General features: G+C 69.4%; 23 protein-coding genes, 4 pseudogenes and 1 riboswitch. Of the genes and pseudogenes, 16 read left to right on the top strand and 11 right to left on the bottom strand.

Translation table 11 applies throughout. From position 1 onward, the window contains the following. The first annotated feature begins 2 nt into the window (after positions 1–2). From hpnH to ACZ32T_RS34090, 5 genes are all read left to right on the top strand, one after another. A complete protein-coding gene (hpnH, locus tag ACZ32T_RS34110; protein WP_467371287.1) occupies positions 3–1022 on the top strand; it encodes an adenosyl-hopene transferase HpnH in 1020 nt (339 codons plus the stop codon). Positions 1023–1198: 176 nt separating this feature from the next. Further along, complete coding sequence (gene dxs, locus ACZ32T_RS34105) at positions 1199–3109, top strand: 1-deoxy-D-xylulose-5-phosphate synthase (protein ID WP_467371285.1); 1911 nt, start codon at positions 1199–1201, stop codon at positions 3107–3109. Continuing rightward, positions 3106–4500: an aspartate aminotransferase family protein gene (locus ACZ32T_RS34100; protein ID WP_467371283.1), complete on the top strand. Its 1395-nt coding sequence runs from the start codon at positions 3106–3108 to the stop codon at positions 4498–4500. The genes dxs and ACZ32T_RS34100 overlap by 4 nt, the downstream gene beginning before the upstream one ends. Before the next feature lie 56 nt (positions 4501–4556). After that, on the top strand, positions 4557–5177 hold the full coding sequence (locus ACZ32T_RS34095; protein ID WP_467273428.1) for a helix-turn-helix domain-containing protein: 621 nt from the start codon (positions 4557–4559) through the stop codon (positions 5175–5177). Positions 5178–5244: 67 nt separating this feature from the next. Beyond that, a complete protein-coding gene (locus ACZ32T_RS34090) occupies positions 5245–5418 on the top strand; it encodes a DUF6126 family protein (RefSeq protein ID WP_365935457.1) in 174 nt (57 codons plus the stop codon). 9 nt (positions 5419–5427) lie between these two features. Here ACZ32T_RS34090 and ACZ32T_RS34085 read toward each other — a convergent pair whose 3' ends face one another. Further along, on the bottom strand, positions 5428–6252 hold the full coding sequence (locus tag ACZ32T_RS34085) for a tyrosine-protein phosphatase (RefSeq protein WP_467371281.1): 825 nt from the start codon (positions 6250–6252) through the stop codon (positions 5428–5430). A gap of 414 nt (positions 6253–6666) precedes the next feature. Beyond that, a riboswitch (cyclic di-AMP (ydaO/yuaA leader) is annotated at positions 6667–6827 on the top strand. Between the two features lie 2 nt (positions 6828–6829). Here ACZ32T_RS34085 and ACZ32T_RS34080 point away from each other — a divergent pair. Together ACZ32T_RS34080 and ACZ32T_RS34075 are read left to right on the top strand one after the other, a co-directional pair. Next, positions 6830–7768 (top strand): M23 family metallopeptidase, encoded by a 939-nt coding sequence (locus ACZ32T_RS34080; protein ID WP_467371279.1) that lies wholly within the window; start codon positions 6830–6832, stop codon positions 7766–7768. 164 nt (positions 7769–7932) lie between these two features. Beyond that, positions 7933–8760, top strand: a complete 828-nt coding sequence (locus tag ACZ32T_RS34075) for an SGNH/GDSL hydrolase family protein (protein ID WP_467273598.1) — start codon at positions 7933–7935, stop codon at positions 8758–8760. A 22-nt stretch (positions 8761–8782) separates the two neighbouring features. On the opposite strand, the gene ACZ32T_RS34070 is transcribed toward ACZ32T_RS34075, so the two are convergent. The 5 genes from ACZ32T_RS34070 to ACZ32T_RS34050 all read right to left on the bottom strand — a co-directional run bounded on the left by ACZ32T_RS34070 (position 8783) and on the right by ACZ32T_RS34050 (position 14258). Further along, a complete protein-coding gene (locus ACZ32T_RS34070; RefSeq protein ID WP_467371380.1) occupies positions 8783–9700 on the bottom strand; it encodes an STM4011 family radical SAM protein in 918 nt (305 codons plus the stop codon). Positions 9701–9732: 32 nt separating this feature from the next. Then, positions 9733–11100 carry an STM4012 family radical SAM protein gene (locus tag ACZ32T_RS34065; RefSeq protein ID WP_467371277.1) on the bottom strand — a complete coding sequence of 456 codons (1368 nt, stop codon included), beginning with the start codon at positions 11098–11100 and terminating at the stop codon, positions 9733–9735. Further along, entirely contained in the window at positions 11097–11909 is an 813-nt protein-coding gene (locus tag ACZ32T_RS34060; protein WP_467273602.1) for an STM4013/SEN3800 family hydrolase, read from the bottom strand. Before ACZ32T_RS34060 ends, ACZ32T_RS34065 begins: the two co-directional genes overlap by 4 nt. 103 nt (positions 11910–12012) lie before the next feature. Continuing rightward, on the bottom strand, positions 12013–13221 hold the full coding sequence (locus ACZ32T_RS34055) for an STM4014 family protein (protein ID WP_467371275.1): 1209 nt from the start codon (positions 13219–13221) through the stop codon (positions 12013–12015). An 86-nt stretch (positions 13222–13307) separates the two neighbouring features. Next, positions 13308–14258, bottom strand: coding sequence for an STM4015 family protein (locus tag ACZ32T_RS34050; protein ID WP_467371273.1), 951 nt, complete (start codon positions 14256–14258; stop codon positions 13308–13310). A 163-nt stretch (positions 14259–14421) separates the two neighbouring features. Between ACZ32T_RS34050 and ACZ32T_RS34045 the strand changes: the two genes are divergently transcribed. After that, positions 14422–14748 (top strand): hypothetical protein, encoded by a 327-nt coding sequence (locus ACZ32T_RS34045; protein ID WP_467273607.1) that lies wholly within the window; start codon positions 14422–14424, stop codon positions 14746–14748. Between the two features lie 69 nt (positions 14749–14817). Beyond that, complete coding sequence (locus ACZ32T_RS34040) at positions 14818–15819, top strand: DUF6745 domain-containing protein (RefSeq protein WP_467371271.1); 1002 nt, start codon at positions 14818–14820, stop codon at positions 15817–15819. A 24-nt stretch (positions 15820–15843) separates the two neighbouring features. On the opposite strand, the gene ACZ32T_RS34035 is transcribed toward ACZ32T_RS34040, so the two are convergent. Next, positions 15844–16455 carry a TetR/AcrR family transcriptional regulator gene (locus ACZ32T_RS34035; RefSeq protein ID WP_467371269.1) on the bottom strand — a complete coding sequence of 204 codons (612 nt, stop codon included), beginning with the start codon at positions 16453–16455 and terminating at the stop codon, positions 15844–15846. Between the two features lie 322 nt (positions 16456–16777). Here ACZ32T_RS34035 and ACZ32T_RS34030 point away from each other — a divergent pair, with 322 nt between their 5' ends. Together ACZ32T_RS34030 and ACZ32T_RS34025 are read left to right on the top strand one after the other, a co-directional pair. Next, positions 16778–17212: a PPOX class F420-dependent oxidoreductase gene (locus tag ACZ32T_RS34030; RefSeq protein ID WP_467371267.1), complete on the top strand. Its 435-nt coding sequence runs from the start codon at positions 16778–16780 to the stop codon at positions 17210–17212. A 121-nt stretch (positions 17213–17333) separates the two neighbouring features. Further along, a complete protein-coding gene (locus tag ACZ32T_RS34025; RefSeq protein ID WP_467371265.1) occupies positions 17334–18530 on the top strand; it encodes an MBL fold metallo-hydrolase in 1197 nt (398 codons plus the stop codon). Between the two features lie 223 nt (positions 18531–18753). Here the strand turns inward: ACZ32T_RS34025 and ACZ32T_RS34020 are convergent. The 4 pseudogenes from ACZ32T_RS34020 to ACZ32T_RS34005 form a co-directional block, all read right to left on the bottom strand. Then, positions 18754–18990, bottom strand: a pseudogene (locus ACZ32T_RS34020) (IS630 family transposase); the annotation flags it as partial. Between the two features lie 204 nt (positions 18991–19194). Next, positions 19195–19653: pseudogene (locus ACZ32T_RS34015) on the bottom strand (DNA-binding protein NsdB); the annotation flags it as partial. A gap of 486 nt (positions 19654–20139) precedes the next feature. After that, a pseudogene (locus tag ACZ32T_RS34010) lies at positions 20140–20631 on the bottom strand (RNA polymerase sigma factor); the annotation flags it as partial. A 670-nt stretch (positions 20632–21301) separates the two neighbouring features. Continuing rightward, positions 21302–21553 (bottom strand): annotated as a pseudogene (locus ACZ32T_RS34005) (IS5/IS1182 family transposase); the annotation flags it as partial. Positions 21554–21623: 70 nt separating this feature from the next. Between ACZ32T_RS34005 and ACZ32T_RS34000 the strand changes: the two are divergent. From ACZ32T_RS34000 to ACZ32T_RS33980, 5 genes are all read left to right on the top strand, one after another. After that, positions 21624–22115, top strand: coding sequence for an SseB family protein (locus ACZ32T_RS34000; protein ID WP_467273669.1), 492 nt, complete (start codon positions 21624–21626; stop codon positions 22113–22115). Further along, positions 22112–22759, top strand: coding sequence for a hypothetical protein (locus ACZ32T_RS33995; protein ID WP_467371263.1), 648 nt, complete (start codon positions 22112–22114; stop codon positions 22757–22759). The genes ACZ32T_RS34000 and ACZ32T_RS33995 overlap by 4 nt, the downstream gene beginning before the upstream one ends. After that, positions 22759–24387: a WXG100 family type VII secretion target gene (locus tag ACZ32T_RS33990; protein ID WP_467371261.1), complete on the top strand. Its 1629-nt coding sequence runs from the start codon at positions 22759–22761 to the stop codon at positions 24385–24387. Before ACZ32T_RS33995 ends, ACZ32T_RS33990 begins: the two co-directional genes overlap by 1 nt. Next, positions 24387–24620 carry a hypothetical protein gene (locus tag ACZ32T_RS33985; RefSeq protein ID WP_467273621.1) on the top strand — a complete coding sequence of 78 codons (234 nt, stop codon included), beginning with the start codon at positions 24387–24389 and terminating at the stop codon, positions 24618–24620. The genes ACZ32T_RS33990 and ACZ32T_RS33985 overlap by 1 nt, the downstream gene beginning before the upstream one ends. 123 nt (positions 24621–24743) lie before the next feature. After that, complete coding sequence (locus ACZ32T_RS33980) at positions 24744–25127, top strand: hypothetical protein (protein WP_467273623.1); 384 nt, start codon at positions 24744–24746, stop codon at positions 25125–25127. Positions 25128–25597: the final 470 nt, after the last annotated feature.

Raw genomic sequence — 25597 nt, 5'->3', positions numbered from 1 at the left:
AGATGGCCATGCCGCTCCGTCAGTCCATCAAGGTTGCGACGTATCTCTTCGAACAGAAGCTCCGCAAGCGTGAGAAATTCCCGCTGATCGTCGAATTGGAGCCCTTGTTCGCCTGCAATCTGGCGTGCGAGGGCTGTGGGAAGATCCAGCATCCGGCCGGTGTGCTCAAGCAGCGCATGCCGGTCGCCCAGGCGGTCGGGGCGGTGCTCGAATCAGGCGCTCCGATGGTCTCCATCGCCGGTGGCGAGCCGCTGATGCACCCCCAGATCGACGAGATCGTGCGCCAGTTGGTGGCGAAGAGGAAATACGTGTTCCTCTGCACCAATGCCATGCTGATGCGTAAGAAGCTCGACAAGTTCACCCCGTCGCCCTACTTCGCCTTCGCCGTGCACATCGACGGGCTGCGCGAGCGGCACGACGAGTCCGTCGCCAAGGAGGGCGTCTTCGCCGAAGCGGTGGAGGCGATGAAGGAGGCCAAGCGGCGCGGCTTCCGGGTCACGACCAACTCGACCTTCTTCAACACCGACACCCCGCAGACCGTCATCGAGGTGCTGAACTTCCTCAACGACGAGATGAAGGTCGACGAGATGATGATCTCGCCCGCCTACGCCTACGAGAAGGCCCCGGACCAGGAGCACTTCCTGGGCGTCGAGCAGACCCGGGAGCTCTTCAAGAAGTCCTTCGCGGGAGGCAACCGCAGCCGGTGGAGGCTCAACCACTCCCCGCTCTTCCTCGACTTCCTGGAGGGCAAGGCCGACTTCCCCTGTACGGCCTGGGCGATCCCCAACTACTCGCTCTTCGGATGGCAGCGGCCCTGCTACCTGATGAGCGACGGGTACGTGCCCACCTACCGGGAGCTCATCGAGGACACCGACTGGGACAAGTACGGCCGCGGCAAGGACCCGCGCTGCGCCAACTGCATGGCGCACTGCGGCTACGAGCCCACCGCGGTGCTCGCCACCATGGGATCGCTCAAGGAATCCCTGCGGGCGGCACGGGAGACGATCGGCGGGAACCGGTGACGTCGTGAACAGCCGCCGGCCCGGCCTCTCGCGGTGCGCCGCCCCTCGCGGCGCGTCCGGGCCGGGGCGGCGGCGGCCGGCGGGGGACGCGCCGGTGCCGGTGCGGGGGACGAGACCCACCGGGATCGCCGCCGTGACCGTGAGCCGACAGCAGGAGCAGAGAGAGGGGCCCGGGCGTGACGCTGCTGGATTCCATCAAGGCACCGCAGGACCTCAGGGCGCTGAGCCGACCGGAACTCGGTGAACTCGCCGAGGAGATCAGGGCGTTCCTCATCCGGGCGGTAGCGAGGACGGGCGGCCATCTCGGCCCCAACCTCGGGGTGGTCGAACTCACCATCGCCCTGCACCGGGTCTTCGACTCGCCGGTGGACCGGATCCTGTGGGACACCGGGCACCAGAGTTACGTCCACAAGCTGCTGACCGGGCGGCAGGACTTCTCCGAACTGCGCGGCGAGGGCGGCCTCTCCGGCTACCCCTCCCGCGAGGAGTCCGAGCACGACGTCATCGAGAACTCCCACGCCTCCACCGTGCTCGGCTGGGCCGACGGTCTCGCCAAGGCCGACGAGGTGCTGGGCCGTGTGCGCCACGTCGTGGCGGTCATCGGCGACGGGGCCCTCACCGGCGGGATGGCCTGGGAGGCGCTCAACAACATCGCCGCGGCCGGGGACCGCCCGCTGATCATCGTGGTGAACGACAACGAACGCTCGTACGCCCCGACCATCGGGGGGCTCGCCGGCCATCTCGCCACCCTCCGCACCACCGACGGCTACGAGCGCTTCCTGTCCTGGGGCAAGGGGGTGCTCCAGCAGACACCGGTCATCGGCCGGCCGCTGTACGGGTCGCTGCACGGCGCGAAGAAGGGCTTCAAGGACACCTTCGCTCCGCAGGGCATGTTCGAGGACCTGGGCCTGAAGTACATCGGCCCGGTGGACGGACACGACACCGCGGCGGTGGAGTCCGCGCTGCACCGGGCCAAGCGCTTCCACGGCCCGGTGCTGGTGCACTGCATCACCGAGAAGGGCCGTGGCTTCGCGCCCGCCCTGGCCGATGACGCCGACCGCTTCCACACCGTCGGCAGGATGGACCCGCTGACCTGCGAACCCCTGGTCGTGCCCGCCGCGCCCTCCTGGACATCGGTGTTCGGCGACGAGATCGCGGAGATCGGCGCCGAGCGTCCGGACGTCGTCGCGATCACCGCGGCGATGCTGCATCCGGTCGGGCTGACCCGCTTCGCGGAGGAGTTCCCCGACCGGATCTGGGACGTCGGGATCGCCGAGCAGCATGCGGCGGTCTCCGCCGCGGGGCTGGCCACGGGAGGCCTGCACCCGGTCGTCGCCGTCTACGCGACCTTCCTCAACCGGGCCTTCGACCAGCTGCTGATGGACGTCGCCCTTCACCGGTGCGGGGTGACCTTCGTGCTGGACCGGGCCGGCGTCACCGGGGCCGACGGCCCCTCGCACAACGGCATGTGGGACATGTCGGTGCTCCAGGTCGTCCCGGGGCTGCGGATCGCGGCCCCGCGCGACGCCGACCGACTGCGTGAGCAGCTGCGCGAGGCCGTCGACGTCGACGACGCGCCGACCGTGATCCGGTTCCCCAAGGAGTCCGTGGGGGAGCCGGTCGCGGCCGTCGGGAGGATCGGCGGGATGGACGTCCTGCACCGGGCCCCCGGCCCTGACGTCCTGCTGGTGGCCGTCGGCGTGCTGGCCCCGGTCTGTCTCCAGGCCGCCGACCTGCTCGCCGGATCCGGAATCCGCTGCACGGTCGTCGACCCGCGCTGGGTCAAACCGGTCGACGAGCAGCTGCCCGCGCTCGCGGCGCAGCACCGGATGGTGGCGGTCGTCGAGGACAACAGCCGGTCGGGCGGGGTCGGCTGGGCCGTCGGGCAGGCCCTGCGGGACGCCGGCGTCGACGTACCGCTGCGGACGTTCGGCATCCCCGAGCAGTTCCTCGCGCACGCCGGGCGCGGTGAGGTACTCGCCCGGATCGGACTCACTCCGGTGGAGATCGCCGGAAGCGTCAGCGCGGCGCTGGAGCGCCGCACGGCATTGGGAGAGCGGAACGTGCCGAAGGAGTACGGGGCATGAAGGACGAACAGCCGGGCTTCGATCTGACGCGGCTCCTCGGGGAACGGGGGGCCGAACGCTACGAGCTGCACACCCGGCACCTCAACCACCAGCTGCCGCGGATGCTTCACACCCTCGGTTTCGACAAGGTCTACGAGCGGGCCGAGGGCGCTCACTTCTGGGACGCGGAGGGCAACGACTACCTCGACATGCTCGCCGGCTTCGGCGTGATGGGGCTCGGCAGGCACCACCCCGTCGTACGCCAGGCGCTCCACGACGTCCTGGACGCCTCGCTGGCCGACCTCACCCGCTTCGACTGCCAGCCGCTGCCCGGACTGCTGGCCGAGAAGCTGCTGGCACACAGCCCGCACCTCGACCGCGTGTTCTTCGGGAACAGCGGTACGGAGGCGGTCGAGACCGCGCTGAAGTTCGCCCGCTACGCCACCGGCAAGCCGCGGATCCTCTACTGCGACCACGCCTTCCACGGACTGACCACCGGCTCGCTCTCCGTCAACGGCGAGAAGGGCTTCCGCGACGGATTCGCACCGCTCCTGCCCGACACGGCCATCGCGCTCGGAGACCTCGACGCACTGCGGCGCGAGCTGAAGCGCGGCGACGTGGCCGGGCTGGTCGTGGAGCCGATCCAGGGCAAGGGAGTCCACGCCTCCCCACCCGGCTTCCTGCGCGGGGCACAGGAGCTGCTGCACCGGCACAAGGCCGTGCTCATCGCCGACGAGGTGCAGACCGGGCTCGGCAGGACCGGCGACTTCTACGCGTACCAGCACGAGGAGGGCGTCGAACCCGACCTGCTCTGTGTCGCCAAGGCGCTCTCCGGCGGATACGTCCCGGTCGGGGCTACGCTCGGCAAGGACTGGATCTTCAAGCGCGTCTACTCCTCGATGGACCGGGTCCTCGTCCACTCCGCGAGCTTCGGCTCCAACGCCCAGGCCATGGCGGCCGGGCTCGCCGTCCTCGCGGTGATGGAGCAGGAGGAGACCGTCGCGAACGCCCGTCGCACCGGTGATCTGCTGCGCGAGCGGCTCGCCGCGCTCGTCGGCCGTTACGAGCTGCTGCACGAGGTGCGCGGCCGGGGCCTGATGATCGGCATCGAGTTCGGCCGGCCCTCCTCACTCAAGCTCCGCAGCCGCTGGACGATGCTGCAGGCCGCCCGCAAGGGGCTCTTCGCCCAGATGGTGGTCGTGCCGCTGCTCCAGAAGCACCGGATCCTCACCCAGGTCTCCGGTGATCACCTGGAAGTGATCAAGCTGATCCCGCCGCTGGTCATCGGGGAGCCCGAGGTCGACCGATTCGTCACCGCCTTCACCGCTGTCATGGACGACGCGCACAGCGGCGGCGGGCTGATGTGGGACTTCGGCAGGACACTGGTGAAGCAGGCCGTGGCCAACCGCTGATTTGCCTCTGAGGCAAATAATTTGCCTCAGAGGAAATATTCTGGCCCAATGGAGGCATGAATCCTCCTGACGGAGGGGTGGCCGACGAGCTCCCGGGGGTCGCGCCACGCCTGCGCGACCTGCGCCGCAACCGCGGCCTCACCCTGGAGAGCGCGGCGGGACGGGCGGGACTCTCCCCGGCCCACCTCTCCCGGCTCGAAACGGGCCGCAGGCAGCCCTCGCTGCCGATGCTGCTCGGCCTCGCCCGGGTCTACGGTACGACCGTCTCCGAGCTTCTGGGTGAGATGCCGCCCGAACGTGACGCGATCGTCCGTGGCGGCCCACCGGCCGGCACGCCCCGCTCCACCGAAGCCGGGGGCTGGCTCTACCGGCAGGCGGGCGGGCCGGGCCGGGCCATGCAGGCGCTGCACGTCCGTGTCCCGTACGGCGTGGAGGGCGACCTCGTGCGCGTCCACCCCGGAGAGGAATGGCTCTACGTCCTGGACGGGAGGCTGCGGGTCGTGCTCGGCGAGACCGTGCACGACCTCGATCCGGGGGACAGCGCGCACTTCGACTCGCTCACCCCGCACCGGATCGCGGCTCCCGACACCGGTGGGGCGCGACTGCTCTTCGTCCACACGCTCCTGCAGAGCCCGGCCGCCGAGCTGTGTATGGGCAGCGGGATCCACCGGCTCTGATCCCGCACACCCCCACCGCGCGCCCCCTTCGCCAGCCCGGCCCGAGCGGCCGGAAGAGAGGACTGTCATGTCCGATTCGGAGTATTACGACCCGCTCACCCCGCGCAGGCCGAAGAGCAAGGACACCCAGGAGCGGCGGATGCCCCGCGGTGTCGTGATCCGTCTCTTCGCCTACCTCGTGGCCGGGCACGTCATCGCGGCCTTCCTCTTCCTTCTCTTCACCGTGGCAGGGAAAGGCTGACGGCCGGCGTCACGGTCCCTCGACGAGGCGCTCACGCAGCTTCGCGCGGGTCCCGTCGCTGATCTTCAGGCCTTCCAGGAGATAGCGGTCCGTGCTGCCCCAGACCTCGTCGATGGTGTCGAACGCCGCGGCGAGGTATTCGGCGTGGGCGCCGAAGAGTGGGTTGAGCAGTTCCATCACCTCTTCGGACATCCCCACCGGTGAGGTGTCGCTGCGGCGCACCTTGTAGCGGCGGTGCGCGTCGTTCGACTTGAGGTAGTCGGCCTCGATGGCCTCCTTCCCGACGCCGACCGCGAGCAGCGAGACCGCGATCGACAGGCCCGCCCGGTCCTTGCCCGCCGCGCAGTGCATCAGCGCCGGCACGCTGTCCTCGGCCAGCGCGTGCAGCACGCGGCTGTGTTCGGCGGTGCGGTCCTTGATGATCGAGCGGTACGAGGCGATCATCCGCCCCGTCCCCTTGCCGTCGGCCAGGATCGAGCGAAGCTGCTGGATGTTCCCGTCGCGCACCAGCCGCCAGAACTCGGCGCCGTCCGCCGGGTCGGAGAGGGGAATGCTGACATTCCGGACGCCGGGCAGCTCCACGTCGAGACCGTCGAGCTTGCGGTCCGCCGCGTTGCGGAAGTCGAAGACCGTGTGCAGGCCGAGGCCCGCGAGGAAGGCGGCGTCGGCCTCCGTGGCGTGGGCGAGGTGACCGCTGCGGTAGAGGCGGCCGTACCGCACGGTGCCGCCGTCGACGGTCGGAAGCCCGCCGACGTCGCGGAAGTTGCGGACACCGGTCAGGCTGACGTCCGTCGGCTCGGGGCCGGCCGGCGGGACCTCTGGCAGCTGCGTCACAAGGGCTCCTGGAGTGTCGGGCGTCGGCGCCGCTCGCCGACGGGGGCACGCCCGCGACGATACGACATGGCTGCATCGGGCAACCTTCCCGGTCGCCGTGCTCCTGGTCTCCAGGGGAGGACGGCGATTACGTCATGTCCGTATTGGTGCATTTAGCAGAACATGCCCTGCTTGCGCGGGAGATGGGCGGGGCGGGTGAGCGGGATCATATCCGTGACGGTGCGTGGCGAAGGCTCCGGGGGGTATTCCGGACGCCGTGCGGAAAGCCAAGATCCGTAATCCACGGAGTGTGACGGGAATTCTGTGCCGGAAATGAAGCACGGATTCCGGTCGGGAATCCGCAGCTTGTTCGCGACGTCCCGGCTCGCTTACGGTCACGGTCAATCCGGACGGAACGCCTAATCCTGCCGCCGCCCGGAATCCGCACCGACTCACGTGTGGCAGGAGCGGGGGAACCAGGTAAGCCGCCGGCCGGAGGGATCCGGTACGGCTCGGGGTGAAGTCGCGCACCGCGCGGCCGGACATCTCCAGTCCGAACCCGACAGCTCACCTCGCAGGCGCCGGAGAGGAAAATCCCATGCCCGCAAAAGGCAAGCACCGTCGTACGAAGACCGGCCCGATCTCCCGAGGCGTCCTCGCCGCAGGGACCGGCGGCGCCGTTCTCGCCCTCCCGCTGATCGGCGCCACCGGCGCCCACGCCGCCGAGCAGGCCGCACCGGCCGCCAAGTCCGCCGCCGCGCACAGCGCCCCGGCCGCCGCGAAGAGCGCCCCGAAGACCTACTCGGTGGTCTCCGGTGACTACCTGGCGAAGATCGCGGGCGACCAGAAGATCAAGGGCGGCTGGCAGAAGCTGTACCAGGACAACCGCGATGTCGTCGGCGAGAACCCCAGCCTGATCCTCCCGGGCATGAAGCTGACCCTCGGCGCCAAGGCGTCCGGCTCCGCCGGGACCACGCCCTCCAAGTCCGCCCCGTCGGCACCGAAGAAGGCCGTCCCGTCGGCACCGAAGAAGGTTGCCCCGGCCGAGAAGAAGGCCGCCCCGGCCGAGGAGGCGTCCGCTCCGGCGGCGAAGACCGCCGATTCCTCCGCGTCTCAGGAGAGCACCGGCTCCGGCTGGGCCGCCCCGGTCGAGAACGCCAACGTCACGACCCAGTACCGCGCCTCGGGCGCCAGCTGGTCCAGCGGCTACCACACCGGCTCCGACTTCCAGGCGGCCTCCGGCACCAGCGTCCGGTCCATCGGCTCTGGCACCGTGGTCTCCGCCGGCTGGAGCGGCTCGTACGGCAACGAGGTCGTCATCCAGCACAGCGACGGCATGTACTCCCAGTACGCCCACCTCTCCTCGCTCGAGGTCTCGGCCGGCCAGACCGTCACCGGCGGCCAGCAGATCGGCCTCTCCGGCAGCACCGGCAACTCCACCGGCCCGCACCTCCACTTCGAGGTCCGGACCGGCCCGAGCTACGGCTCCGACGTCGACCCGATCGCCTACCTGCGCTCGCACGGCGTCTCCATCTGAGACCTGCCGGCCCAGGGCCGAAGGAGAGGGGCGGTGCGCGCGTGCGCACCGCCCCTCTCCTTATTCCGGCTTTACCAAAAACTGACCGGGTGGTCTTTCTCACCACCCGTCAACCCCTTATTACGGTCGCGTAGGTCACAATCGAAGGTGCAAGATAAGCCCTTGTGGCAGACGATTCGAGAAACAAACAACGAGGCATCATCGGGTCGTACGCAGCGATTGGCGACAGCTTCACCGAGGGCGTCGGAGACCCCGGCCCCGGCGGGACGCTCGTCGGCTGGGCCGACCGGCTCGCGGTGCTCCTCGCGGACCAGCTCCCGGTCCCCGGCGCGACGGTCGCCCCCGCGGACGACACGCACGGCAACTTCCGGTACGCCAATCTCGCCGTACGCGGACGGCTCCTCGACCAGATCGTCGAGGAACAGGTCCCCCGCGCCAAGCAGCTGGCACCTGACCTGGTGAGCTTCTGCGCAGGCGGCAACGACATCCTCCGTCCCGGCTCCGACCCGGACGACGTGGCAGAGCGCTTCGAGCGTGCGGTCGCCGACCTGACGCGGGCGGTCGGCACAGTCATGGTCACCACCGGCTTCGACACCCGGGGCATCCCCGTGCTCAAGCACCTGCGGGGCAAGATCGCCATGTACACCGCCCACGTCCGGTCCATCGCCGACCGCTACGACTGCCCGGTGCTGGACCTGTGGTCCCTGCGGTCCGTGCAGGACAGGCGGGCATGGGACAGCGACCGGCTGCACCTCTCGGCGGAGGGGCACACCCGCGTCGCGCTGCGGGCCGCCCAGGTCCTCGGCCTGGAGGTGCCGGCCGACCCCGACCAGCTGTGGCCCCCGCAGGCCCAGCGCGGAGCGCTCGAGGTCCGCCGCGACGACATCCAGTGGGCACGCGAATATCTCGTCCCGTGGATCGGGCGCCGACTGCGCGGGGAATCCTCCGGCGACCACGTCGAGGCCAAGCGCCCCGACCTGCTGCCGCTCTGACCGCTCGGCCGGTGCCCCGTCCTCAGAGGCCGGCCAGGGGGAGCGGACGCCGGGCCGGCCCCGGCGGAACGAGCCCGTCCGATGCGGACACCCGCACCGGACGGGCGGGTATCCGCTCCAGTACCCCGCCCGCGAAGACGTCGTACAACGGCAGTGTCTCCAGGTGCACATAGCCGATGTGACAGTCGCACACACCGAGCGGGCAGGCGCGCGGGCGGAGCGCACTCCGATAGCTGCCGTCATAGAGGTTGCCCAGCTCGGCACGGACGAAGTGGCAGCGCCGCACCGTCCCCTCACCGTCCACCGAGATCACCGACTCGCCGGTCCGGCAGGGCAGACCGGCCGAACGGTGCGGGTGCCTGCTGTAGGCGAACAGTGGATCCAGAGCCGTCCAGCGGGCCGCCTGTTCGTCCGTGTAGGTGTGCCCCTCCGCTGCGTTGACCCAGAGATACACCTCGGGCGGCAGCGCGGAACGCAGCCTTCCGGCCTCCTCCAGATGCTCGTCGAGACCGACGATCCCCACGCTGTAGCGGACACCGAGCGCCGTCAGCTCCCGGCACCGGCCGAGAAACCGCTCGTACGGCGTCTGCCCCGGGTGGTACGTGCACCACAGGGCGACCTTGTCCCGGTCCGCGCCGGCCAGCCAGCCGGTACGGCCGCTGAGGTTGGTCTGGATGGCGACCCGGCCGATGTGCTCCAGCCGCGACAGCTCGACGAGCGCCTTCCGGTACCAGGACCGCACCAGGCCCTCGCCCCACGGGGTGAACAGCACCGACAGGCGGTCACCGGTCTGTGCGGAAGCCCACCCGGTGAACCGCTCCAGGGCCGCACGGTCGGACCTGAGCTGTTCACCGCTGTCCCGCCGCTTGGCGAACGGGCAGTAGGGGCAGTCGTAGTCGCACGAGGCGAGCGGCCCCCGGTAGAGGATCGTCAGGTCCATGGGGGCGGCGGGCGCGTCGCTCATCGGCCGGTTCACTTCGCCTCGTACGCGGCCATCGCGGCCCGTACCGCCGGGGAGAACAGCTCCGGTCCCACGGCGTCGGAATGGGCCAGGCCCTCCGGTGAGAGGCGCAGCAGCGCAGGGCCCGATGCCTCGTCCAGCCATCCGCGCGCCGAGAAGAGCTCCAGCTCGGCGGGAAAGTCCTCGTACGGACCGGTGCCGAAGCGCTCGCGGTACTCGGCGGGCCGCATGCCCTCGGCCTGGAGAAGTGACTGGAGCAGGTGGCGTCGGCGCGCCTCGCCCTCGTCGACGTACCGGCCGACCTCCGCACGGGAGAAGTCCTCGGTCGTGGTGAAGCCGTCGATGATGCCCCGGATCTCCCGCATCTCCACCGCGTAGTCGAAGGAGTAGTGCAGGGCGGAGGTGTACGAGCGGGCCCCGCAGCCGAGTCCGATCATGCCGTCGGTCTGGCACGCGTATTCGTCGGGGCCCGCGTGCGGCGCGTCCGCGCGGCGGAACATGCGCATCGACACCTGCTCGTAGCCGTGGGCCAGCAGATGGTCGCGCCCCGCGCGGTACAGCCGCAGACGCTGTTCGTCCCAGGCGGTGTCCGGGCCTGCAGGTGCCTTGGCCCCGGCACCCAGCCGCCCGAGCCCGGTCAGCGGGCGCACGTACAGCGGGTAGAGATAGAGCTCCTCCGGGCGCCAGGCCAGGGCGGCGTCCAGCGAGGTGCGCCAAGTGGCCTCGGTCTGGCCCTCGATGCCGTATATCAGGTCGATGTTGAGGACCGGGACCCGGGCATCGCGGATACGGCCGAGAGCCGCCTCCACCTCGGAGCGGTGCTGCGGGCGGACCGCGGCGCGGGCCTCGGCGTCCACGAAGCTCTGCACACCGATGCTGATCCGGGTGGTTCCCCGATCGGCCAGGACGGACAGCCGGTCCGCGGTCGCCGTCGACGGCGAGGTCTCCACCGACAGGGGAACCGCCCTCAGATCGGCGCCCATCCGCTTCTCCGCGATGTCACAGAGGCGCTCCAGCTCCCCGGCGGTGAGGAAGGTGGGAGTGCCGCCGCCGAACGCGGCTGCGGCGAAGCGCACCGGCTCCTCGTCGCCCAGTGCGTCCCTGACCGTGGTGGCCTGCCGGTCGAGCGCGTCGAGGTAGCGCGTCGTCAGCTCCTCGGGGGCACCGATCCGGGTGAACAGATTGCAGAAGCCGCAGCGGACCTCGCAGAACGGTATGTGGAGGTAGAGGGAGAGCGCGTCCTTGCGCTCCGCCGCCCAGAGCTCGCCGATCCGCGGACGCCCGGCGGGGTGGTCCCCGAGCGGGCGGTAGGCCGTCTTGTGCGGGTAGGCGTAGACATAGCTGAGGTAGGGGCTGGTGCTGTGTGCGGTGACGGTCATCGGGACGCCCCAGGTTCGAGGAAGAAATGGGCATAGGGCACGGTCCATACGGCTTCGTGACCGATCCGGTGGCCGGTGTGGCCGTCCTCGCCGTATGCGGTGCCGTGGTCGGAGCAGACGATGGCGAAGCACGGGCGCCGGCTGCTCGCCGCCGCGAAGAGGCGACCGATGTGCCGGTCCACGTACTCCAGTGCCGCGGCGTGCGTGGCCATCGAGTCACCCGCCTCGGCGGTGGCGCCGGGCTTGTGGAACCAGTTGGGCTGGTGCAGCGCCGACACGTTCACGAAGAGGAACAGCCTCTGGTCAGCCGGAAGGCCTGCGACCACCTGCTCGGCGCGTGAGACCTGCGACTCGAAGGACGTCGGCGACGCGACACCGAACTCAGGCTCCCAGTGGCTCTCCTGGAACATGCCGGGCAGCACCGAGCCCAGTGGGGGCCGGCGGTTGAAGAAGCCGACGCCGCCGACGCACACCGTGCGGTAGCCCACGGCGGCCAGGCCGGAGAGCAGATCGGGGGTCTCATGGACGAAGGTGCCGTCCGCGGTCGACTCACTGCCCGCGAAACGTGCGGCGAACAGCCTCGGGTGGGGGCCGGGCGCGGCGGGCGTCGGCAGGAAACCGGCGAAGATCGCCTGATGGGAGGCGTAGGTGAAACTGCCCGGTGCATGCCTCTTCTCCCAGACACCGCCGGGCAGATGCCGGGCGAGATGAGGGATGCGTCCGGCCGCGGCCAGCTCTGCGGCCACGTCGAACCGCAGGGTGTCCAGGGTGACGAGAAGGAGATCATGGCTGCCCACGATCGCGTTCATGTCGGGAGCCGGAGCCGGAGCCGGGGCCGAGGCGGGGGCCGGTGCCGGGGCGGGGGCCGGAGCCGGGGCGGGGGCCGGAGCCCGGGAATCGAGGGATGCGGGGTCAGGGGGCGTGGATGGCACGGTCGTTCCTTGCTCGGTCGTTGCTCGCGGGGCCGGACCTGCGGGTGTCGCCGCCCGCCCGGTCCTCGCGTGAGGAAGTCTCCAGTACGGCGGCGATCTGCGCGCCGTACGTGTCCAGGCCCTCCGCACCGCTGCCCGGAAGGCCGGTCAGACGGGGGAGGAGGTCCCCGAACGCGTTCACCTCGCCGACGGCGAAGCGCCGCCAGCCGGCCGTGGGCAGCAGATCGACACCCACGCACAGCGTGTCGGGGAAGCAGGCCGCTGCCCGCTCGCACATGGCCAGAGCAGCGCTCCAACTGCCGCCCGCCGACTCGACGTCGGCCCGCACCTGGTCCAGATCGCCACGGGCCCCGCCCAGATGCAGATTGGTCATCGGGGACCGGCTGGTACGGACGACCGCGTGGGTCGCCCGTCCCGCGACCACCACGACCCGGAGGTCGGCGGCCCGCCCCCGCTGGGAGGCCTTGGGCAGCCAGCGCTCGATGTGCAGCCCGTCAGGCGCCAGGGTGTCGACGAGGGCCGCCACCTCGTGCTCCGTCGTGCAGCGACGCACCCGCAGCGAGTTGAACAGCCGGCCCTCCTCGTCCCGCTCCACGGAGGTGGCCGCCCGCACCCTGCCCGCGCCCGCCGTCTCCAGGGCCATCACCCCGGAGGCCGACGAACCGTGCGCGGGCTTCAGGAACACTCTCGGCATGCGATGGTCCGACATCAGACGGCGCACATCAGTCCAGCCGCGCACAGGGACCACGTCGGGACCGGAGGTCGGGGAATCGGGCACCGGCACCCCGGCAGCGTCCAGGGCGCCGTGACAGAGCCGCTTGTCGAACATCACCGCGATGTCCTCCGGGTCGTCGAGCAGAACCGCACCGGCCGCCGTGGCCGCCCGCGCCACCTCGCGAACGGCAGAGGTGAAGCGCGCGTACCAGCGGGCCGAACCCTCGACCCTGGTCGGATCGTCGGCCCCGCGCAGGAGCCGGTCCACCTCGGCGTCCTCACCGGGCGAATCGACGCGCACCGTCTCCCCCGGAAGGAAAACCGCCTCCCCGCGCAGCACCTCCGGCCAGGAAACAGTGCGCGCGGCGGGCAGCCCGGCGGCGCGCACGGCGTCCTGGAAGAGACCGACCCTGCGATTGGCGGGAATGCCCACGACCGCGAGGCGCGGCGTCCGGCTACGCACGGACGGCGACACGGCGTGCCTCGTGGTCCTCGAAGCCCCGGACGCGGACCGGCAGGCCGTGAAAGGTCTCGGGATGAACGGCGTCGGTCATGGCGCCGTCACTCCGCGACCGCGGTGTAACGCCCCTCGGGGCCCCGGTCGTCCCACGGCTCGCAGCGCCCGGACAGGTCCACCACCACCCCGTGCGGCTCCAGGGCCTCCGCGAGGCGTCGCTCCATCGGCTCGGTCAGGAAGTGGTGGTGCAGGTCCAGCGAGGTGAGATGGGTGAGCGGCTGGCCTTCGAGCAGCGCCGACGCGCCCTCGTCGCCCAGCGTGCCGTTCGACAGATCGAGCGTCCGGAGCTGCGCGACGACCGGCGCCGAACCGATCGCGACCGCGATCTCGTTCTGCAACTCGCTGTTGCGCAGGCCCAGGTGGTGCAGCCGGGGAAAGCGATTGCCGCCGAGCAGCGGCGCCAGATCCGGGACCACCGCGTCGCCCCCGTACGCGGAGACGCCGAGCCAGAGGTCCAGACGCTCCAGGGCCGGCAGCTCGCTGCCCAGCACTCCGCGCAGGGCATCCCCGGGCAGGCCGCCGCTCTCGATGGTGAGCTCGCGCAGGGCTTCGTGCTCGACGGGCGGGAACACCAGGCCGGTGCCGCCGCGTATGCCGAGATGGGTCAGCGCCGGGAAGGCGGTGAGCAGAGCGGTGACATCGGACTGCTCGATCCACGAGATCTCGGCCTCCTCCGCCACGAGATCCCCGACGAAGACGGCCTTGAGCGAGGTCAGCCGGTCCGCGGCGGCCACGACGAGCCCGATGGGGTAGGCGGAGTCCTCCTCGTACGACTCGCCCCACTGGCCGATGATCAGTGCCTCGACGCCTGACGGGTCCACAGCTTCGAGGAACGCGTGGAACTCCTCCTCCCAGGTGCCGTCGTCCTCGTACGGTTCGACGCCGACGCGCCAGGCCGCGGCATCGGCCGGGGGCCGGGGCGACCCCTCGTCCTCGCGCCGGAAATCGACGGCCGGGAGGCCGAGCAACTCGTGCAGACGGTCCGCGTCGGACATGACACCGATCTCCTGATGCTGGGGAGGGCTGATGTCCGCAAGGTCTATCAAGCGGCACTGACATCGGAACGACCGGCCCCGGACAGCCGTCGATGTCAGACCCCTCTCGTAGCGTTTTCCCTGTGACCGGCGCAGTGGGTGCCGGGGCGGAGGGGAGACGTCTGTGTACCGGCAGGGCGACGTACTGATGGTCACGCTGGAGGAGTCGGACGTGCCGGCGCACTTCCTCGGCGCACCGGGCGAACCGCGCGACGGGCGCGGGAGGCTGGTCCTGGCACTGGGTGAGGTCACCGGCCACGCACACGCGGTGCAGGGGCCGGGCCGGCTGATCCGGGAGGCCGGTCCGTTCGGCCCGATGCTGCTCCATCTCCCCGAGGGCGGACGCGTGGTCCACGAGGAGCATGCCGCGATAGCGCTGCCGAAGGGGTGGTTCCGCGTCGTGCGTCAGCGTGAGTACGCCCCGGGCGCGGTCCGGATCGTCGCGGACTGACCCCTTCGGGAGACGGGGCGGTCCGGTGATGTGCGGTCAGGAAACAGGAACAGGGGACGGGGAGCACCGATGCAGTACGTGAACGAGTGGCGGGCCGTGGCGGCGGCGACGGGCAGGGCCGACCGCGGCGCGGCCGAGGACGGGGTGCGGCTCGCCTATCGCAGCGCGGGGCTCGCGGAGCCGGAGCGCATCATCTGGGCCGACTCGCCCAGGGCCGCCGTCGAGGTGGTGGAGAAGCTGCCCGGCGCCGGACGCTCAGTGCGCGACGAGGTCCGCACCCGCCCCTGGGCGGAGGAACGGCGCCGGATGTACGACGAGCTGGGCCCGGCCGGCTGGTCCGTGCTGTGGTCCGCCACCGGCGCACAGCTGTGGGAGACCACCGCCGCACTGGCAGAGCGGATACGGGCGGGGATCGTCGCAGAACTGACCACACGGCCCGAGGACGAGCCCGACATCCGTCTCGTGCTGCTCGACGCGGTCCTCGGCCAGCACGATGCGGCCTGGCTGGCGGCCTTCGACGGCCGTGGAGACCGCCTGACCGGACTGGCGGACGTCGCCAGGAACGCCGGCTGGTGGTGGCCCTACGAGCACGCGGTGGTGATCAGCGAGCGCCCCGCGGAACTCCACCGCGACGAGGCGGGACGCCTCGACCGCGGTGACGGACCGGCCCTGGCCTACCCGGACGGCTTCGCCCTGTACGCCTGGCGCGGCATGCCCGTGCCGGCCGAATTCCTGGACGGCCTGGCAGGCCTGACCCCGGAGCGGATACGTGCCGAGGAGAACGCGGAACTGCGCCGTGTGATGCTCGAGCACTACGGCTACGACCGCTACCTCTCGGAGTCGGGCGCGGAGCCGGTACACCGCGACGAGACCGGCATCCTCTGGCGCATCGCGATGGAGGGCGACGAGGACGTCGTCATGGTCGAAGTCGTCAACTCCACCCCCGAGCCCGACGGAACGCACCGCGTCTACTGGCTACGGGTGCCGCCCAGGACCCGGACCGCCAAGGAGGGCGTCGCCTGGACCTTCGGCATCGAGGGAGAGGCCTACGCCCCCGTGCACCAGACCTGACCCGCCCGTTGTCGCCTCAGGCCGTCAGGCCGTCAGGGCCTCGTGCCCGATGCCGAGTTCGCGGGCGAGCGCCTCCTCGGTCCACTGCAGCATGGTGGCCCGGGAGAGCGGACCCGCGTACGAGGTCATCTGGACGGCCAGCCCGTCCAGGAGGGCTGTCAGCCGCCACGCGACGGACATCGGGTCCTCGCAGTGGAACTCGCCCGCCGCGGCCCCCTCTTCGATCACCTCGGCCAGTTCGGCCTTCCACTGCTGGTCGAGGTCTCCGGCCACCTCGCGCAGCACCGGGTCACGGAGGGCGGAGGCCCAGCCCTCGATCCACAGCCGCCAGCCCTTGGCCTGTCCGGTCGGCGCGTACCAGCGAACGGCGGACCTGAGCCGCCGGACCGCGCTGGTGCGCCGGGTCAGCAGCTTGCGCAGATGGGCGAGATCGGCCTCCGCCGCGTACGCGAACGCGGCAGCCACCAGTTTCTCCTTGGACGAGAAGTGGTACAGCACCAGCGCGTTGCTCACCCCGAGAACGGCGGCCACATCGGCGATCCTGACCGCGGACACACCCCGGACCTCGATCTGCTCGACGGCAGCGCGCAGAAGCTCCTCACGCCGCTCCGCCACACTCAGCCGCACTCTCGCCACGCGGTTACCCTAACCAACTCCCCGGCGCCGGCACCCGGCCCCCGTGCCCACGGCCTACCGGTACCAGCCGAACCGCACCAGCCGGTCGACGACGAGGTACCCCTCGGTGCCTGTGACGTGGTCCGTCCAGGTCAGCGACACCGGCGGGGCGGGGGAGAGGGACCGCATCGGGCGGCTCCTGGAACATCCGAGTCGATCTACTGAACAATGGGTCAGTATCCGGAGGTCTTGACACGCCTGTCAACGCCTGCGGAAGGCCGGATGTGTCATCCCCGTCCGCCCGATGCGGAATCCTGCGAGGGGCACATACGTTGGAGTCGGCATGACGGAACCCTCGCGTGCGGCGCTGCTACGACTCATCGGGGAGTACGACGGCGGGGTGCTGGTCACCCTCAAGCGTGACGGCAGGCCCCAGCTGTCCAATGTGAACCACGCCTATTACCCCGAAGAGGGAGTGATCCGCGTGTCCATCACAGAAGGGCGTGCCAAGACGCGCAATCTGCGCCGGGACCCGCGAGCGAGCTATCACGTGACCAGCGAGGACCGGTGGGCCTGGACCGTCGCCGATGTCACCGCAGAGCTGACCCCGCCCGCCGCCGACCCGCACGACGCGGTCGTGGAGCAGCTGGTCTCCCTCTACCGGGACGTGCGGGGCGAGCACCCTGACTGGGACGACTACCGCCGGGTGATGGTCCAGGACGGCAGAGTCGTCCTGACCCTGCGGATCGACCATGTGTACGGCCAGCCGCGCGCCTGAGGCCGCGGACCCCACGGGGCACGGTTCCGGGTGATCCCTGACGGTGCTCCGTTCGCCGCCGGGTTCTTTCCCCGTCCTGATTCCAGACCATAATGACGACACCGACTCCTCAGGAGATGTTGTGACCGGCGCCGACAACCAGCCCTCGCTCCGTACCAGACTCCGCTCTCTGCGCCCCGACGCCTTCGGCGCGGACCCGGCGGGGGTGCGGATGGAGCGGATCCGCCGCTCGCCCAATTTCGCCGACGGTGTCTTCCAGAACCCGGAGGGCGCGCGGACCCGGCCCTCCGGGTCCATGCTCGAATTCGCCAAGGTGTACTTCCAGAAGGAGCAGCGGGCCCGCAGGTCCCCGCTCGGCACCGTACCGGTCCACGCCACGACCTTGGCCGATCTGGCCGCGCCCCCGGCGACGGGCCTCCGGGTGACCTGGCTGGGCCACTCCAGTGTGCTCACCGAGATCGACGGCCGCAGGGTGCTGTTCGACCCGGTCTGGGGCGAGCGCTGCTCGCCCTTCGCCTTCGCCGGGCCCAAGCGGCTGCACCCCGTCCCGCTGCCGCTCGCCTCGCTCGGGCCGGTGGACGCCGTGGTGATCTCCCACGACCACTACGACCACCTCGACCTGTCCACGATCAAGGCCCTGGCAGGGACGGACACGGTCTTCGCGGTACCGCTCGGTGTCGGCGCCCACCTGGAGCGGTGGGGCGTGCCCCTGGACCGCATCCACGAGCTCGACTGGAACGAGACCGCGGAGATCGCCGGCATCAGCCTGACCGCCACCCCCGCCCGGCACTTCTGCGGCCGCGGGCTGCGCAACCAGCAGCACACACTCTGGGCGTCGTGGGTCGTCACGGGTCCCGAGCACCGGGTCTATCACAGCGGGGACACCGGCTACTTCTCCGGCTTCCGCGCCATCGGCGCCGAGCACGGCCCCTTCGATGTGACGATGATCCAGGTCGGCGCCTACTCGGAGTACTGGCCCGACATCCACATGACACCGGCCGAGGGGCTGCGCGCACATCTTGACCTCCAGGGCGGCGAGCCGCACGGCGCGCTGCTGCCGATCCACTGGGGCACCTTCAACCTCGCTCCGCACCCGTGGTCGGAGCCCGGGGAGTGGATGCAGGACGCTGCCGACGAGGTGGGGCAGGGGGTGGCGTTCCCCCGTCCGGGCGAGCCGTTCGAACCGGCGGGGGATCTTCCCTCGGAAGCTTGGTGGCGAGCGGTGTCGGCGCCGATCGCGCACCCGTGGCGTCGCCCGGTGGCGGCGGATGCGGCACGGGTGCACCGGGAGGAAGTCGACCTCGCGGGCGAGCGGTGACAAGGAGCGAGGGGGAATCTCGAGCAGCTTGCTCCGTTGTTTGGCGACGGGCCGCGCGAGGAGCGGAACGGTCTGTGGGCGGCTGACGACGGTCCCTTCCGAGAGGGACGGTCGGTAGCCCTGGGACAGCCCACACCGTTGCCCTCCGCGCATGGTTCACCGCCCATCTTGGTCAAGACTCGCATCGTCTGAGTCGCGGCGTTTCGTTGGCTGGCGCAATTCGTTGCGCCGGGTGCGCGTCAGGTAGTCGGGGTCGACCAGGTGACCCCTTGGAGGCCACTTCAGGCAGGGCCGTCCTCGCGTCACTGGTGTTGCCAACGTTCCACCGACCGCTCCGAGATCCGCAGCGTGGGAACTCCCTGTTCTTCCCGCCAGTCTCGAAGCCAGTCGCGGCCTGACGCCGGACCCGCTCCCGCGCGGCTCTTACGACGCCGGTCAAGCCGCCCTGCGAATGTCTCACCGCACGAGGCCTACCGAGGCCACCTTGACGCTGTTTGGTGAACCGTCCGACACCACCCGATCAAGTTCAGTAGCAACGAGCTCGTGCATGGTCGGCGGCTTCGGCGGAGAGTCGAGGGCCGAGGTGAGCTGGTACTCAGGTCTCTGACACTCACGGCCCGGCGTCCGGCGGGACTGTCCTTGTCAAGATGTTCCCTGACAGTGGAATCGATCGATCGGCTGGGAGCGAGGCGTTCTCGCTTACGACGCCGCGGCGATTGAGCATGAGGTCCATGCCCGCGAATTCCGTGAGCACCACGGCGGTCCGCTCGGGCGCCCACGGCAGCCCATCGGGGTGTTGCTGCTCCGCACTGTTGCGGCGTGCCCCCACGCTTGCGCGACGGGTCAAGCCGAGATCCTCGGTGGTCACGACACGACCGAGACGCTCGGTGAACAGGGCGGCGAGCAGTTGCGGTACGGGATCGCGTGGGATCTCTCCGAGGTCGAGCCAACGGCGCACCCGCGAGGGGTCTGTCGCCAGCTGCCGGTAACCCAGGGTGGCAGCCTGCCGGTTCACCTTTCTGGCGAGTTCGCCTCTGGACCAGCCGGTCAGGTCGAATGCGTCCCGTAGTCGGCTGTCAGGGGAGCTCTGCTGCCGTGACGAGAGTCCCCCGAAGAGTTCCAGGTGAACGGTGCGGCCCAGCTTTCGCTTCATCAGGATGGTTACCGCCTCCAAACCCTTCAGTACGGCTTCGGCGGAGAGGTCATTTGGGGCCACGAACACGATCGCGTCGCGGGTGACTTCGCGAGCGGTGTAGGGCAGCCCGAGTTGGTTGGTCGAACTCCGCCAGGCCTGGCCTGTCCGCCGGAGGCCCAACCAGGTTCCGAATGGTGTCTCGGCCCTGCCGTGGGCCCTGAAGCGCCGCCGCAGCCAGCAGACAATGCCGTACGTGGCCATCAGCGCCGCCGGGACGGACACCGGCCAGTGCGCGTACAGGGCGGACAGCAGGGCTGGCTTCCCGGGCCACCACTGTGGGGGCAGTGGGCCGGAACCTGTACTCGGCTCCCTCGCGGGAGGGGTGCCCTGCAGCGGATCGCCGATGAAATGGCTCACCCCGCAGACGATGCCGGCGACCACGGCGGCAACGAGGCTCGCACGCAGAAGCGCGAGGCCACGCGAGACATGAGTGGCGACAGTGCCGGGCGCCTTCTCCATCATGACCGCGGTCTCGGCCTGGGTGCAGTCCAGCCCTTTCGTTGCCCATACCGCGGTGCGTTGCGAGGGAGTCAGGGCGTCCAAGGCCTGCTCGACGGCACAGCGGTTGGCCACCAGTGCGGCCACGTCCGCAGACTGCAAGGGGTCGAAGCGCAGCGGATCGGCCGCACGCCGTGCTTCCAGCACACGGTGTCGGGCCTGCTGGCGCGCTCGGTTGGCCGCTTCCGTGCGGATCACCACGCGCAGATAGCTGACCGGGTACTCGACAGACGCCGGATGACGCAGCACCGTGGCGAAGGCGTTCTGCACGAGATCCTCGGCCGAGACGACGGACTCCGGGATGCCGTGGGCGAGGAGCGCCTGCTGAGCGGTGCTTGTAAGGCTGACCCGGTAGTTGGCGTACAGAGTACCCAGAGCCTCAGCGGGCTCCACTTCACGCTCAGCCATTGCCTTCCTCCGATTTCCGTTCCGCGGCCATACCTCGAGAGGCGCCCTGACTGGCCGACCGAGCACGGATTATCTCGGCCCGGGCTGAGGACCGGTTGCGAAGTGCCACGCTGTCCAGCCAACGCTTGACCGCAGGGACCAGAGGAACAACCGCGGACAAGAGTGCGGCAGCGAGCTCCACCGTCCAACCTCCCGTGCACTATGGGCCGGTGGCGCACAGGACGCGCGGTGGCCGTTCACAAGAGAGAGGCGGCGGTACGCCACTCTCATGACATCGCGTTCATGATTCTTTGGCATGGGCTTGCTCAGGAAGCCCGCTCCTTGCTCCCGGCTGCCCGCCAACTCCCCCTGATGTGTGTGCTGCGCTGTACCTCGGACCAGCACACTCGCCGCGCCCGGCGAGGCCACCCAGGGCGGCTCCCCGGTGGCCCGCCGGCTGAAGAAGCAGCGGGCCACCGCCTGCAAGTCGGCGGATCTCGAACGCTGCCCTAATCGCAGGCCTGCCCGAGCCCGAAGGCGGCACGACGCGCCGCCGGACGAACGCCGCCATGCACTGGAAGAGATCGTCTCCGGCTGGCGCCCGGCATAGGTGTGTCGGCTGGCAGCGCCTCTTCCGACTCTCCTGGGTCTACGTCCAGAGCGCCTACGTGCTGTCGAGTAAGACCGTGTCCTATGTGATGAGCCGGGCGCGTCGTTCGTAGTAGCAGAGTGCCGCGGCGAGGCCGAGAAAGGCCGGGTAGCTGCGGGGTTGGCGTTCGTATCGGTGGTTGAGTCTGCGGTATCCGGTTCGACGGCGTCCCAAGCGTTCGCTGGACTCGGCTCCCTTGCGGGCGATGCGCACGCCGATGTGCTTGGCTCATAGCCATTTCCGCAGGTGAGGTACGTCGTAGGCCTTGCCTGCGTGCAGGGGCTGGGGTGCGAAGCAGCAGCTTCCCAGCCAGCAGGCGATGGCACGTTGCACTCGAGAATTCTTGCGTGTGATGATCCTGCCTATGGCCACGGGTGGGGATGGGATACCGGAGCAGCAGCAGAGACGGTCGCGATTGGCGGACCTGGATTGTTTTTCAGGTCCGTCGCCTAGGCGCGCCTCGACTGTGACGTCGATCGAGGCCGGCCAGGAGCAGTTGCTTACGGCGCGCCGAGAGTTTGCTGTGTTGCTGGGCGAGTTCCGGCGTACGGCGGTGCTGGTTCCGCTGGATGAGGCCGGGGATTTGTGGTCGGCGGAGCAGAACGGCGTGCGGTGGATCTGTGCGTTCTCGGACGAGGAGGCGTTGGCCCGGTTCGCCCTGGCTCGCGGTGAGGGCGACCGGGGGTGGACGTACCAGAGAGTTCTGGGAGCGCGGTTGTTGGATGTGATGGTGCCGTTGCTTCCCGGGCCGGCTGGGGTGGCGCTGGATGCGGGCAGTACGGACGGGATGTTGTTCCCGCCGGTGGTGGGCATCGTGCCGGATGCGGTTGCGGTTGATCTCGGGGGGAGTCAATGAGCGGTGAAGGTTCTGACCTGGAAGTTCCGCCGGAGGCGTTGGCCGAGATCGCGAAGGGGATCGATCTGGCGCATGCGGAGCTGAAGGAGCTCGGCATGATCGGGGAAGCGTCGACGGGCCGGGGGTTCTCGGATCTGGCGTTGTCGGGGCTGGAGTTGGGGCACGGCGGGCTGACGTCGGAGTTCGAGACGTTCTGCAACCGTTGGGAGTGGGGTGTGCGGGCCCTGACGCAGAAAGGGAACGGCTTCGCTCTCGGAGTGGGGCTGTCGGCGGGTTCGTATGCGGAGCAGGAGCAGTACGTCAAGGACTCGATCAAGATCGGTGTGAACTCCCTGAACGGGAATCCTCATGCGTCTGAGGACGAGGTCAAGGCGATGAGCTGGGACAGGATCAGCACCCAGTCCGCCTATGACAACCCGGACTACAGCTGGGAGTCGATGAGCCAGGCCCAGGACGAGGTGAACCAGACCTGGAAGAACACCGCCTACGACGTGGAGGATGCCGCGCTCGACTCGATGGAGCGCAACGGGATGGTGGACCCGTCGTTGCGTTCGGAGGTGGATGAGCGGCTGAAGGAGCATTTGGATCCTTCGCAGGAGACGATCGACCAGGCTGAGCAGCCGCGGTGGGGGGAGAGTCGCTGATGGTGGACTGGGGGAAGTGGGGCGATGCCCTTTACGACGGTGCGGGCAATCTCGTCGACAAGGGCAAGGAGGTCGTCGGCGAGGGCATCGACAAGGGCACTGACATTGTCGGCTCCGGGCTGGAGAAGGTCGGTGCCGATGAGTGGGCCGACAACGTCGAGGACTGGGGCGATGAGACCGCGTCCTCGCTGGGCGCCGAGGTCGGGGAGCAGCAGCTCGGTCAAACCGAGGAAGCGAACGAGCTGATCCATGGCAGGCCGGAAAAGATCAGCGCGGCGGTGAAGAACCTCCGTGACTTCCAGAAGGCGTTCGATCTCGTCGGCGGCGGGATGAAGAAGCTCGACTCCGGTCACTGGAAGGGCGAGGCCGCCGACGCCTTCCGTGCCAAGTTCCAGACGCTGCCCACCGACTGGCTGCGCGCGGCGGGCGCGTTCGAGGACGCGGCCAAGGCTCTGGAGACGTACGCCGGGACGGTCACCAGCGCGCAGGCCAAGGCCGGTGAGGCGATCGCCCTCTACAAGGAGGGCAAGCAGGACTACGAGACTGCTGCTGCCGCTTTCAAGGAGAAGGCGGAGGCGTACAACGCGGTCCGCAACACCGACCACCCGCTCCCGCATCCGGGGAAGTTCTCCGACCCGGGGGCGGCCAAACGCCAGCACGCGCAGGAGATCCTTCAGCGCGCACGCCAGGCACGTAACAGTGCTGCCGAAACGGCCAAGGGCGCGATCACGGCAGCAATGGCGCACGCACCAAAAGAGCCCACCGGCCTGGACCGGGCCAAGCAGGAACTCATCGACTACGGAATCGGCCAGTCCATCGAGCTGGCCCACGTCGGCGGCGGTGTCATCAAGGCCTCCGCAGGACTGGTGAACTTCGTCCGCTCGGTCAACCCGACCGACCCGTACAACCTGACGCACCCGGCCGAGTACTACAAGGGCGTCAACATGACGCTCGCCGGCCTCGTCTCCACCGCCGCCAACCCCGACCGCGCACTGAAGAACGCCTGGGACGCGGCCAAGGGAGACCCCTCGGAATTCATCGGCCGACTCATTCCCGAGCTGGTCGGCACCAAGGGCGGGGGTTTGATCAAGGGCGGCCTGCGGGCCGGAATGCGCGAGGTGGTACCTGGTAAATATCCTGACGAATGGATGACCGGGGCACGGCGACGGCCGAGAGACCTTCTGGACGATCCGGCTCAAACCAGGTGGGCTGAAGATGCATATGACAGCTTCCTGAAGGATTCTCGTGACGTCAGTAGCATCGCCGAACATTCTCGTGACGTGCAACGAGGCAATGGCTCTACAGGATTTGCACCCGAGGAGATCGCGTCGGTCAAGAAGCACGTGTTCGACACTGAGCATCCGATCGTTGACCCGGAAACGCGTAAGGTGGTGATACGAAAGTTCGACGCAGATGCGGAGATTGCAGATGCGTGGATCCGGCTCAGATCCGGCAACGCACTGCCCGAAGACCACATCCTTCTCGAACACGAAATAGCTGAGCTGGGATATCTCCGCGATCACCCTGGATCCACTTATCAGGAAGCCCACCGATTCGCGAATGAAGATCACAACTGGGAACAGCATATTCCACTGTTCAAGCGGGAAGACTTGGAAGGTGAATGGTGATGGCCTCACTGGTGTATTTCCGAAAGATTGCCGAATCTGCCGAATCGGTCGAATATCTCTTCGGCTTCGACACGGACGATCCTCCTCATAGACTCCTGATGGACACGAAGAGTCGCAGATCTCGACCGATCGACGGAGAAATCGATTATGCATTCCTGAAAGCATCGCGCAAGATCAACGCACTTTACGAAGAGACGTCGACGTGGCCCGACCAAGGAATGAGCGTAAGCTGAGTGGGCTCCGAGGTCGTAGCTTGGGCCCGACCCCAAACGCGGGCCGGCCTTTCGATTGAAGGGCTGTCCCGTGACTGATCTTTGGCGTGAGAGCGGGCCGTATCGCTGACGATGGTCCGTTGGTTGCTGGCACCGCGCTGGCAGTGGCGCACCCGCCGGCTGCGGGCCGCGCATGGCCACACACTGTCCTACAAAGTTGCTTGGTGTCTTATCGCGCTTGCCAGCGACGTGGCCAGCCTGCCCCACGTGCGGCGGCGCACCCGACCCGTGCCCAGTGTGCCGCCCGGGGTGATGGTCGATGTGTGGGCGCAGCTCGACTCGGCTGAACGACAACGGCGCAGGGCCTGGCTGACCAGCCACGGCCGGACTCCACTGCACCTGCTGGGAATCCCGGAGGAACTGATCGAGCTGGCGGGCCTGCATGTCACCGAATGGTCCCTCCCGCCGGATGCGCCATCAATCTCGTTAGTGATCCAGCAACGGTCCCTGCCGAGGAGGACGGACTGACTGGGAGAGGTGAGAGCGTGGGCACGCCAACATTGCGGCCATGCGGTGCCCGGTCGAGGGGAGCTCGCCGGTCGAGCTCGCCTCGCCCCCTGCTGATGTCGGCGAGGGCGAGATGAAGCGGGCCGTGAAGCGGATGGACTCGATGGCCGGCCGAGGACACCAGTGGCACCGGGCCCAGTAGCGCGACGCCCCGAGAACTCATCGACGCGAAGGTGTAGGGCAAGGAGCCACCGGAGCCTGCCGAGAAGAGTGGCCAGCATCCAGGAAGGGCTGTCGACCTGATGACAGCGCTGAGCGTGAGCGCGCAGAAGGCCAAGGAGACCGCGGCGAGGACGACGGCGATCACGCCACGATCCACGAGATGAGGAGCCTCAGGACCTCCAGGGCGGCGAGCCGCACGGCGCGCTGCTGCCGATCCACTGGGGCACCTTCAACCTCGCTCCGCACCCGTGGTCGGAGCCCGGGGAGTG

This window comes from Streptomyces sp. NPDC023573 (genome assembly GCF_055559735.1).
This window is presented reverse-complemented; position numbering and strand designations above follow the sequence as displayed.